Here is a 10,842-nt window from a genome sequence, read left to right as displayed (position 1 = left end):
AATTATAAGAAAAATTGTTTGCAAACAAAAAATATTCCAATGTAAAATGTTTTTTTAGCAAACAACAATTTAATGTTAAATATGATTTTATAATTACTAAGTTTTATTAAAACATAGGAGTTTTTAAAATCAAAGATGACCTCCTACAGGTTGAGAATGCTTGAAGCAAACAGAAAATACTCTGGTAGATATTTAGAAAAACTGTTTTCTTGCATACTGGAAGATATTCCGAAAAACTGTATCCCGCATACTCTACTTTACTTATCTAATTCTGAATAACTCGTGAGAATTTTAAAAAATTCCAATAATACCATATAACTTTTTAAATAGTGGATACATATAAATCCATTTTAATTTTTTAAGATAGAGTAACTAGAAAATTTTAAGTTAAAGGAATGAAAAATATAAAAGTAGAAAAATCCTCATAAGATGTTGTTAGCCTGAATTTCAATCAAGATATTGATACTCGTTTCTGTAATTGGAAACTATGCAAGTAAAAACGGAGGAGCCTGGTGGAAACTTCATTCTGAGGGCAAGATATGACTGGAAAGCTGGAGTTATAGACAGGGTTATCATAAAAGAAAAGTCTCAGGCAGAATGTACCCTTGTTTTGAGAAAAACGATTCTATTGGAAGATATAGAAAACGAAATCCTCCTTGAATGCAGTGAGTTTCTCAGGCAATATGGCATAGTCAGTGGAGTAACAGTACTGTCAGAGGCGATGTCAGGATGCACCTGGATGTTGAAGAAACCTTTCTTGGAATGGACACGGCAGAGTTCCTATGGGAATAATTATTAATGAACTTGTATCCAATTCTTTGAAACATGCTTTTCCTCAGGGCAGAAAAGGCGAAATCCGAATAAAACTCTGCAAGGCTGAAGAGAATGTAAAGAATAAAAGTATAAGTAATATCACCAATAATATTGGTGCAAAGAGCTCAGTTAATAAAAATAGTTAATATTCGCTGGTAGTTTCGGACAATGGGTTGGGTTTTCCGGAAGGCCTTGATTTCAGGAATACTGGTTCTCTGGGTCTACAGCTTGTAAACATTCTTGTTGAACGGCTGGAAGGCACAATTGAACTTCAAAAAGATTCAGAAACTACCTTCAAAATATTATTTAAGGAAAACAACTGATTATCCGGAGGCTTATCCGATATCAAAGGGGAGATACAATGAAAAAAGCAAAAATTCTGGTTGTCGAAGACCAGAATATAGTAGCTCTAAATATTAGAAACAAACTGAAAAATCTTGGTTATACTGTACCGGGCACTGCATCCACAGGAGAGGAAGCAATAAGAAAAGCAGAGTTGACGAATGCAGACCTTGTTTTGATGGACATCATGTTAAAAGGTGAGATGGATGGAATTGAGGCTGCTCGTGAAATCAAAAACCGGCTCCGGATTCCAGTACTCTATCTTACCGCTTACACTGATGACGAAACTCTTGAGAGGGCAAAAACGACAGAGCCTGCGGGATATATCTCAAAACCTTTTAAAGAAGAAGACCTGCACAGCAATATCGAAATGGCACTTCACAAGCACAGAGCCGAAAAAGAGGCTGAAAAGGAAGTTGGAAAAGAAAATGAAAAGATTCCTGAGTAAATGTTTCACTACATATCGGGACCTGTCATATCTCGATAAAAACTTTAGAGGAAATTCCTACTGGACACAGAGGATTTGAAAACCAGAAAAAAGTAAAATTGAGATTGGAGAAAATAAGCAGAGAAAATAATTTCAGCCACTGGTAAAAGAATCCTCTGAACCTTTTTATATAAAAGACAAAAACACTATTTTACTTCACCTGTAACATTAAAACTAAGAAAGCTTTTTCTTCAAAACGGTTTCTTTCACTAAAAACGTCTTATCTATCTCCTTTTCGAATCGATGAAACCCACTAAAAGCTAAAAGTATGCCAGCGCTCATTTTTAATTGAACTATTCTGAAAAAATATCAGATGAATATACTGATTCTTTGGCAAAAATGCCAAAGAATCTGTTTTCCCAAACTATTATAGCTTTTTTGGATAGTTACTAGGAAAAATTGTAGGTTTAAAGAAGAAAAAATAAGAAAAATCACTAGATTTAGGAATAGAGTCATCTTTTCTCTTTTTGCGTAGATTTTTCACTTAATCGAGCTATGTACGGGCAAAGCTTTAAATCAGATGGTTCAGTTTATCCCATGTTTCATTTTCGGGATTAGATCCCGTTGGAATGTGGTCCTGCTGGCAGGGCTGAACCGTGAAACAAAAGTGAAACCTGGTGTTTAAATTGGTAAAATCTTATTACACATACGTACGTGATGCATGGAAAAATCCTGATAAAACTTACGTGAACGAGCTCCGCTGGGAGCGCATGCAGGTCTGGAGAAAGCAGGGATCCGTGACCAGAATTGAAAGGCCCACAAGAATCGACAAAGCACGCTCCATTGGATACAAAGCCAAGCAGGGTATTGTCGTTGCCAGAGTAAAAGTACGCCGCGGAGGGCTTGGTAAAACAAGGTTCAACCGTGGAAGAAGGACCCAGAAAATGGGAGTAAACAAGATCACAGGCGGCATGAGCATTCAGAGAATTGCCGAAGCCCGCGCAGATCGCAAATACCCGAACCTTGAAGTCCTGAACTCCTACTGGGTAGGGGAGGATGGAAAGAACAAGTGGTTTGAAGTTATTCTTGTAGATCCCTTCCACCCTGTAATTAAGAGTGACAAGAGCCTGAACTGGGTATGCGACCCGTCCGCCAGGGACAGAGCCGCAAGGGGCAAGACCAGTGCCGGCCAGAAGGGCAGAGGCATGTCTGCACGCGGAAAAGGTACTGAAAAGACCAGACCGAGTATCCGTGCAAACAAGAGTCGAGGCAAGTGATTCATCACATAATACTGCGTGTGATCGCCCACGCAACCGAAGACGTATCCAGAGTCTGTGAGGCTCTGGACTTTTTTTTATCCGGTGCCGGCGTCCGGGACGGGAGCAAACTGATTGAAGAGTTCCAGGCTGAAGGGCACCATGGAAATCCCATTACTATCCTGAGCGTACAGCTTAAAAGAAAGGCAGACTGTCTGAGTTTTGCCCGCTTCGTACGGGAGAACTTTTCGGAAGAAGATATAGCAAAACTGAGGGAAGAAATGCCTGAGAGGCTGGATGATGATCAGGTCTTCCATCTTCGCTTTGACAAGCAGGCTGCATACCTGCAGCAGGTGAAGCTGACTAATTCCTCGGATGCGATCACTGCAAAAGTCAAGATCGAGACTTATCCGAAAAACCGGGAAAAAGCTGGAGCTATTGTGGAGGAATTGTTTGGGTAAACCTAAATTCTACGACTTTTGCGTTCATGCAGTGCCTGATGGGGAAAATACGGTTGATCAACTTTCTGCTCTTGCCCGGCATTTAGGGTACAGCGGGATTGCGCTTGCAAACCATTCTGATAAACTTCCTCAATCACAACCTGTGTTGCCCTCTACTAACGGATTTGAGGTTTTCAGGGGAATCGAGCTTGTGGAGGAAAATCCCTCGAAACTTCACGGGCTTATTGGAAAATTTCGGAAGTCTGTGGACGTCCTGATAGTCCATGGAGGTTCAGAAAACGTCAACAGGGCTGCTCTGGAAAACCCGAGAGTGGATGTTCTGAACCACCCGGCTTTTGCTAAAAGCAGTGGGTTAAACCAGGTGCTTGCAAAGGCCGCAGCTGAAAACGATGTCGCAATCGGCCTGACAATAAGACCCCTTCTTCATTCAAGAGGACCAAGGCGCGTTCGTCTGTTGTCGGATTTAAGAGCAAACCTTGAACTTGCCAGAAAGTACGATGTTTCCCTTGTCCTTTCAAGTGGCGCAATGTCCTGTTTTGACCTTCGTTCTCCCATGGAGACACTTGCTCTGGCTGAAGTCTGCGGTCTTGAAGAAGAGGAGGCCCTTGAAGCCATTACTGTTGTGCCTGAAGGAATAATCTCAAGGAACCGCCCTGGTCCCGGCTATGTTAGAGAAGGTATTGAGGTACTTGAGGAGGGAGATTACTGTTGAAACGCCTACTTCCTTCGCTTCGTGCGAAAAAGCGCTATCTGGCCTTTGAGCTGATCTCAGAGGTACCAGTCAGCAGGAGTGATCTGGTCAAAGAGGTCATGTTTTCGGCTTCTTCCTTGCTTGGAGATGTCACTGCCAGTGAATGTGATATCAAAGTGCTCGGTTTTGAAGAATCTAAAGGTATTATTCAGTGTGCTCATACGAAAGTAAAAGAAACGAGAGCATCACTGGCAACTCTCACACGGGTCAACGGAAAAAGGGCAACTGTGCATATACTTGGAACTTCAGGCACGATTAAAAGGGCAACCGAAAAATTTCTTCAGAATACGACCTTTGAGCCAGAAATCAGGATAAATCCAAAACGTCTGAAGAATAATAACCTGGGCAGGATTCCGGAAAGCTAAACTGCAGGGCTCAGAAAGACTGAATTTAGGATTCGTGAATGTCAAAGCCAGAGAATTTAAAAGCTTCAAATTTTCAGGGTCCGGGAAAGTAAATTAAGCAGTTTTTCTGATAATGGCTTTGTGCCAGGTTTGAGAATTCTCGGCTTTGAGGCTTCAAGGAAACTATTATAATAAACTATCAGGACGCTGTCTGATATATACTATGATGAATGAGTATATTAATGAGTATATTGATGTAACAAATATAATATTCATTGGTATTAATATAACAGGTATAATATTCATTGGCAAAGCTGATTGGCAGAAAAATAGCTGGTCCGAATAAAATCCTATGATTGCGAGCCTGATCGAAACGTAGATTGAAACCTGTATAGAATAAAACGGTGGAAGCAAAAACCCTTTTATAGATGACTCAAAATACGACCTTAAGCGCAAGATAATTTCGGGTCTCACAAGCATTATAACTGAGTAAATACACTTTATTAGCAGACTTAGTTAACATTGGAACTGGACCTTAAAACTATTAAAAAGGCTCCTAAAGTGCGCGAACCCAGATTATGGAAAACGTACTTTGCAGGGTCGAAGTTTTGCAGGGTAGAAGTACCTTTGAATTCCCTGTAACTGGGGTATTTTCCGCAGTTTTCGTCCGAAAAAAGTATTTCAGGTTGGAAGTTCTGAATAAAATGTAAAAAACTCTAATAAGGAAGAAATACGTTATAGGAAATCAAAAGTCGGTTTCCTTACCTGAATGCTGGGTCGGGGACTTTAAGCTCCTGAATTTTTCGGGATATCCTCGCAGCAGTTCACAATCACTGACCAAAGCCTTTTTGGGGAGGGCGGTGATTTAGCTACGAGCCTGTGGATAGAGATCCTTTAAGGAAAAAAGACCGGTTTCTTGCCGGGAAGATAATAACAATATACAATAAAAATTAAGGGAGATACGGAATATGCAGATGGCACCACAGATGGGCTATGACAGGGCAATTACAGTTTTCAGCCCTGATGGAAGACTTTTTCAGGTAGAATATGCCCGCGAAGCAGTCAAGAGGGGAACAACAGCCGTGGGAATTAAGGCAGCTGATGGGGTAGTGCTGCTCGTTGACAAGCGAATAACTAGCAGGCTTGTAGAAGCCGAGTCAATTGAAAAGATTTTTCAGATTGACGACCACATAGGAGCTGCGACCTCAGGGCTTGTGGCAGATGCCCGCTCCCTTGTTGACAGAGCACGTGTAGAAGCGCAGATCAACAGGGTTTCTTACGATGAACCCATAGGTGTGGAGGTTATCTCCAAGAAAATCTGCGACCACAAACAAACATACACCCAGTACGGTGGAGTTCGCCCATATGGAACTGCACTTCTGATTGCAGGTGTGGATGACAACCTGCCAAGGCTCTTTGAGACAGACCCGAGCGGTGCTCTTCTGGAATACAAGGCGACAGCTATAGGCGCAGGCAGAAATGCAGTCGTTGAGGTCTTTGAAGCAGAGTACAGAGAAGACATGAATATGGATGCAGCTATCCTTCTAGGTATGGATGCACTCTATAGGGCTGCCGAAGGCAAGTTCGATGCGTCTACCCTTGAGGTAGGTATTGTGTCGCTTCAGGACAAGAAATTCAGAAAATTAGTTCCTGAAGAAGTTGAGAATTATGTTCAGCAGATCCTTGAAAAACACAAGGAAACTGAGAACAAAGAATAAAATCTATATATAGTTGAGTGTAGTACTCAGAGAATCTTCGGATTCTCAAAATAATATTTTGGAGAAGGTATTTGAAAATGGTGTCCCTGGACGAGGCAGTGACTGCGCGGCTTAAGAGAGGCAGCAAACACTTCGAAGTCCTGGTCGAGCCCGAAGGAGCTCTGGCCTATAAGCGAGGAGAAGACGTAAACCTTGAAGATATTCTGGCGGTTGAAACTATCTTCGAAGACGCAAACCGAGGGGACCGAGCAGCAGAGTCCGATATTCTCAATTCTTTTGAGACAACGGATCCCTTCAAGATTGCTGCCGTGATCCTGAAAAGTGGGGAGCTTCAGCTCACTGCTGAACAGAGAAAACGCATGCTTGAGGAAAAAAAGAAAAAAGTTATTTATACCATTTCCAGGAATGCAATAAATCCCCAGACAAAAGCACCTCATCCTCCCGCAAGGATCGAAAAGGCGATGGAAGAGGCAAAGGTGCACATAGACCCCTTAAAAAGTGTGGATCAGCTGGTCAAAATCACAATGAAAGCCATTCGCCCGCTTATACCTATACGCTTTGAAGAGGTCAATATTGCTGTGAAAATCCCTCCCGAATATGCTCCCAAAGCATACGGAGATATTTCCAAGATAGGAAGCATTACGAAAGAAGAATGGCAGCGTGATGGCTCCTGGATTGCGGTGGTAAGAATCCCGGCAGGAGTACAGACTGATCTTTACGCTCTTATAAATCATCTTACGAAGGGAGAGGCTCAAACTAAACTTTTATAAGAGGATGTTGGATGGATAAAAAAATAGTGATCCCTGGTGACCTGATATCTGAGAATTCGAAAAAAGCCGGATACGGGACTTATGTCAAGAACGACAAGATCTATTCTTTATTTTGTGGCATTGAAAATCTCAAAGAAGATAAAGTTGGAGTGATCCCTCTTGCGGGAGTTTATATCCCTTCCGCAAATGATGTGGTGATCGGGATCGTTATTGTGGTTACGCCATCCAACTGGATAATGGACATTGCTTCTCCTTATGACGGCCTGTTCCATGTGTCTGAGTATCCCAGAAGAATAGAATCCCGGGAGATGCATGAAGTTCTGGATGTAGGCGACTCTATAATCCTTAGAGTAAAAGATGTAGACAATTCCATGAAAGTTGAGCTTGCCCTTAGAGATTCGAGCTTCCATAAACTGAAAACAGGCCAGATCGTCGAAGTTGAGCCTGTGAAAGTCCCACGTGTGATAGGACACGGCGGATCCATGATCTCAATGCTTAAGAAAGAAACAAACTGCAGCATTTTCGTGGGCCAGAACGGCAGAATATGGATCGATGGAAAGGATGACGATGTGGAACTTTTAAGTAAGGCTCTCCGGAAGATCGAAGCCGAGGCTCAACGTTCCGGATTGACAGACAGGATCTATAACTTTTTGAAAAATGAGCGGAGCAAGCAGAAAGAGTCAAAGTCCGCCAAGTTTTTTAAAAGTGGTACGAAAGAGGTAAAGTTGCCAAAAGAAGATCATTCCGAAGAGATTTACAGGAAGATCGATGTGTTACTGGATCCAAATAACTGAGTTCTGGATATGCATGAGGGATTTTAAGGAAGCTTCTGTAAAGTAGTTGTTAGGAGTTTTTTGGAGATTAAAGTATGAGTGATAAACCTGAAAAATTAATCACTGACGATGGGCTGCGCCTTGACGGGAGGCATGCGGATGAGATCAGGCCCATGAAAATCGAGATCGGCGTTCTTTCACGAGCCGACGGTTCATGTTATCTTGAATGGGGAAGGAATAAGATCCTCGTAGGCGTGTTTGGCCCAAGAGAAGTTCACCCCCGTCGTTCACAGCGCGCAGATACTGCAGTTATCCGTTACAAATACAATATGGCTTCTTTTTCCACTGAAGACCGCGCCAGACCCGGACCCAGCAGACGGAGCATTGAAATTTCAAAAGTTTCCAGGGAAGCTTTTGAACCGGTGATTATGGCAGAGCTTTTCCCTAAAACTGCAATCGATATTTTTGTGGAAATACTTCAAGCTGATGCAGGGACAAGGACAGCAGCAATTAATGCTTCAAGCATAGCGCTTGCAGATGCAGGCATCCCTATGAAAGGTCTTGTTACTTCCTGTGCTTTTGGAAAAGTTGACGGGCAAATAGTGCTTGACCTCAACAAGGATGAGGATAATTATGGTGAGGCCGATTTCCCTGTTGCAATGACCCAGGATGGAGAAATTACCCTGCTCCAGATGGACGGGAATCTAACTCCTGATGAAATTCGAAAAGGCTTCGAGCTTGTTAAGAAAGGCTGCAAAGAAATCCTTGAAATTCAGCAGGCAGTGTTGAGAAAGAAGTTTGAGACTCCTGTGGAAGAGACTGAGTCCGAAGCCGCTGAAGAGGCTGAAGAGACTGAACTCGAAGTTGTGGAAACGGAACCTTCTCTTGAATATGCTCCCGAAGCAGCAGTTGTAGAAGAGGTTATTGAGGAAACTGAAGAGTCTGAGGAAGGTATATCTGAAGAAACTGCTGAAGCCTGTGCTGTTAATAAAGAGGCTCCAGAGTGCGAGGAGTTAGAAACAGTCATTAAAGATGCTGAGGCTGAAGTAGTAGAAGGGGAAGCTGTAGAAAAAGTAGTTGAAGCAGAAATTGAAGAAGAAGCTGAAGAAGAGGCATTTGAAGACAAAGCTGATTTTGAATCTTCTTTCGAGGCTTCTTTTGAGAACGTTTCCGAACCTGAGAAGCTTGAAGAACTTCAACTTGAAGAAACCGTTTCTGGGAAAGAAACAGAAATCGAGCCCGAAATTGAGGAATTCGCTGAAGAGAAGGCTCAGCCTGAAGCAGAACCGCAGCTTGAAGAGAAGGTAGAGGTTGAAGAAGAACCTCAGCTTGAACAGGAAACCCAGCTTGAAGAAGAACCTCAACTTGAAGAGAAGGCAGAGGTTGAAGAAGAACCTCAGCTTGAACAGGAAGTGCAGCCTGAAGAAGCCGGGATTGAAGAAGCTGCTTCAGAAGAAGCTTTTGAGTCCGGGCCAGAGATAGAGTCCGAAGCCGAGTCCAGGAAAGAGGCTCCTGCCGAGCAAGCCGTAGAAGAGCCTGAAGAAGAATGCAAAGGTCCCTGGAAGGTAGTAAAAGACCCTTCTGAATCCGGAAGCAGAGGTGAAAACGATGAGTGAAGTTATTGCTACGCTTAAGAAGGACTATATTTACAACCTTATGATTAAGGGAAAGCGCCAGGATGGGCGTGGATTTAAAAATTTCAGAGATATCAAGCTTGAAACGAATGTTATCTCGAAAGCCGAGGGCTCGGCAAAGGTAACCTTGGGAGCTACCCAGGTTCTTGTAGGAGTTAAACTTCAGCCAGGGACTCCTTTTCAGGATTCTCATGACGAAGGCGTAATTATTACTAATCTGGAACTCAACCCTATTGCTTCCCCAGAGTTTGAGCCAGGTCCACCCAGAGAAGAAGCAATTGAAATGGCAAGGGTTGTAGACAGGGGAATTCGGGAATCAGGCGCAATTGATATAAAGAAGCTTTGCATAAGCGTTGGAGAATCTGTCTGGATCATCTATATAGATATCCATGTCCTCAATGATAACGGGAATGTCATTGATGCATCCTGTCTTGCTGCTATTGCGGCCCTTATGACTACAATTGTCCCTAACGAGCAGCATGGAATCGGTGCGGATGTGCCCCTTGCAATGAAAGAGATGCCTGTGGGCGTAACTCTTGCCAAGATCGGCTCAAAGCTGATGGTGGACCCGTCACGGGACGAGGAAGCGGTTTGTGAGACTAAATTAACGGTGGTCTCAAGTTCGGATGGATCTGTCGCAGGTATGCAAAAAATGGGCTCTGTTCCGTTCACCGAGGCTGAGGTGCTGGAAGCAATAGATATAGCATGCGAAAAGGCAGCCGAACTCAGGAAACTTTACCTGGAAGAACTGGTATAAAAGGAATGATCAGGCAGGATTAATTAAATATAAATATTAAATGCAGTATTACGGTCTAAGTATATGTTCAAGAGGTGATTGTAGAATCTGATATCTGGGTTTCAGGGATCTGACCCCAGGGATCTGACCCGCGAGCCAGCAGGTTCCGAATTCAATCACTTAGAATTAAATGTTTTATTTTAGGGAGTTTTAACGATGGCAAAAAAGTTCACTAAGAAAGGAAGGGTTTCCAGGTCAGCAGGCAGATTCGGTGCCAGATACGGAAGAAAGGACAGAAAGCTTGTTGCAGACCTGGAAGAACGCATGCGAGCTCCGCATGTGTGTACAAAATGTGCCAGGCCTACCGTGAAGAGAATCGGGACCGGCATATGGAAATGCAGTAAGTGTGGACACACTTTTGCTGGCGGAACTTATATTCCTTATACCAGCGTCGGTCAGACTCTGCTGCGTACGATGAAGAATGTTGCTGAGGCAAAGTAATATCTTAGGGTTGTGGTTGTATGGGTTATAAATGCACTCGATGTAAACAGAAAGTGGAAATCGACTATGAGTACACAGGTATAAGGTGTCCATACTGTGGACACAGGATCCTGGTAAAAGAGCGTCCTACAACCATTAAACGCATTAAGGCCGAGTAAGAAATATGCTGGTTAACCCGGCAAGTAGAAGTATTAGATAAATTTATGGGCTTCTGTGAATAAGCCCTTCTATCTAATAATTTAATGTGTAGAAAAACGGAAAATAGGCGCTTTCTATCCAATAAATATACCAAACTCTATTTCTATTTTGAATTTCT

General features: G+C 42.9%; 12 protein-coding genes and 1 pseudogene. All 13 read left to right on the top strand.

The window, feature by feature from the left end; translation table 11 throughout:
* Window positions 1–714: 714 nt before the first annotated feature.
* Window positions 715–1,136 (top strand): annotated as a pseudogene (locus A9239_RS20905) (sensor histidine kinase); the annotation flags it as partial.
* Between the two features lie 38 nt (window positions 1,137–1,174).
* The gene (locus tag A9239_RS07915; RefSeq protein WP_048116996.1) at window positions 1,175–1,603 is read left to right on the top strand and encodes a response regulator; all 429 of its coding nucleotides are present in this window, start codon (window positions 1,175–1,177) and stop codon (window positions 1,601–1,603) included.
* A gap of 665 nt (window positions 1,604–2,268) precedes the next feature.
* The gene (locus A9239_RS07910) at window positions 2,269–2,859 is read left to right on the top strand and encodes a 50S ribosomal protein L15e (protein ID WP_176722117.1); all 591 of its coding nucleotides are present in this window, start codon (window positions 2,269–2,271) and stop codon (window positions 2,857–2,859) included.
* Window positions 2,856–3,299: an RNA-binding protein gene (locus A9239_RS07905; protein ID WP_048116999.1), complete on the top strand. Its 444-nt coding sequence runs from the start codon at window positions 2,856–2,858 to the stop codon at window positions 3,297–3,299. The genes A9239_RS07910 and A9239_RS07905 overlap by 4 nt, the downstream gene beginning before the upstream one ends.
* Window positions 3,292–4,011, top strand: a complete 720-nt coding sequence (rnp3, locus tag A9239_RS07900; RefSeq protein ID WP_048117001.1) for a ribonuclease P protein component 3 — start codon at window positions 3,292–3,294, stop codon at window positions 4,009–4,011. Before A9239_RS07905 ends, rnp3 begins: the two co-directional genes overlap by 8 nt.
* Entirely contained in the window at window positions 4,008–4,415 is a 408-nt protein-coding gene (locus A9239_RS07895; protein ID WP_048117003.1) for an Rpp14/Pop5 family protein, read from the top strand. Before rnp3 ends, A9239_RS07895 begins: the two co-directional genes overlap by 4 nt.
* A 947-nt stretch (window positions 4,416–5,362) precedes the next feature.
* Window positions 5,363–6,112, top strand: a complete 750-nt coding sequence (gene psmA / locus A9239_RS07890) for an archaeal proteasome endopeptidase complex subunit alpha (protein WP_048117006.1) — start codon at window positions 5,363–5,365, stop codon at window positions 6,110–6,112.
* Window positions 6,113–6,189: 77 nt separating this feature from the next.
* A complete protein-coding gene (locus A9239_RS07885; protein ID WP_048117009.1) occupies window positions 6,190–6,882 on the top strand; it encodes a ribosome assembly factor SBDS in 693 nt (230 codons plus the stop codon).
* An 11-nt stretch (window positions 6,883–6,893) separates the two neighbouring features.
* The gene (gene rrp4 / locus A9239_RS07880; RefSeq protein WP_048117012.1) at window positions 6,894–7,676 is read left to right on the top strand and encodes an exosome complex RNA-binding protein Rrp4; all 783 of its coding nucleotides are present in this window, start codon (window positions 6,894–6,896) and stop codon (window positions 7,674–7,676) included.
* Window positions 7,677–7,750: 74 nt separating this feature from the next.
* The gene (gene rrp41, locus A9239_RS07875; protein WP_048155681.1) at window positions 7,751–9,271 is read left to right on the top strand and encodes an exosome complex exonuclease Rrp41; all 1,521 of its coding nucleotides are present in this window, start codon (window positions 7,751–7,753) and stop codon (window positions 9,269–9,271) included.
* Complete coding sequence (rrp42, locus tag A9239_RS07870; protein WP_048155677.1) at window positions 9,255–10,046, top strand: exosome complex protein Rrp42; 792 nt, start codon at window positions 9,255–9,257, stop codon at window positions 10,044–10,046. Before rrp41 ends, rrp42 begins: the two co-directional genes overlap by 17 nt.
* A gap of 195 nt (window positions 10,047–10,241) precedes the next feature.
* Entirely contained in the window at window positions 10,242–10,526 is a 285-nt protein-coding gene (locus A9239_RS07865; protein WP_048117020.1) for a 50S ribosomal protein L37ae, read from the top strand.
* Between the two features lie 20 nt (window positions 10,527–10,546).
* Window positions 10,547–10,684, top strand: a complete 138-nt coding sequence (locus tag A9239_RS18220; protein WP_011021777.1) for a DNA-directed RNA polymerase subunit P — start codon at window positions 10,547–10,549, stop codon at window positions 10,682–10,684.
* Window positions 10,685–10,842: the final 158 nt, after the last annotated feature.

The sequence above is a fragment of the Methanosarcina sp. A14 genome (assembly GCF_001729375.1).
GTDB classification, from domain to species: Archaea; Halobacteriota; Methanosarcinia; order Methanosarcinales; family Methanosarcinaceae; genus Methanosarcina; species Methanosarcina barkeri.
The sequence above is the reverse complement of the archived record's forward strand: the minus strand, read 5'-3'. Positions and strand labels throughout refer to the sequence as shown.

Coding starts and splice junctions, on each gene's coding strand:
- A9239_RS07915 (WP_048116996.1), top strand. CDS start 1,175: ATGAAAAAAGCAAAAATTCTGGTTGTCGAAGACCAGAATATAGTAGCT.
- psmA (WP_048117006.1), top strand. CDS start 5,363: ATGCAGATGGCACCACAGATGGGCTATGACAGGGCAATTACAGTTTTC.
- A9239_RS07885 (WP_048117009.1), top strand. CDS start 6,190: ATGGTGTCCCTGGACGAGGCAGTGACTGCGCGGCTTAAGAGAGGCAGC.
- rrp4 (WP_048117012.1), top strand. CDS start 6,894: ATGGATAAAAAAATAGTGATCCCTGGTGACCTGATATCTGAGAATTCG.
- rrp41 (WP_048155681.1), top strand. CDS start 7,751: ATGAGTGATAAACCTGAAAAATTAATCACTGACGATGGGCTGCGCCTT.
- A9239_RS07865 (WP_048117020.1), top strand. CDS start 10,242: ATGGCAAAAAAGTTCACTAAGAAAGGAAGGGTTTCCAGGTCAGCAGGC.
- A9239_RS18220 (WP_011021777.1), top strand. CDS start 10,547: ATGGGTTATAAATGCACTCGATGTAAACAGAAAGTGGAAATCGACTAT.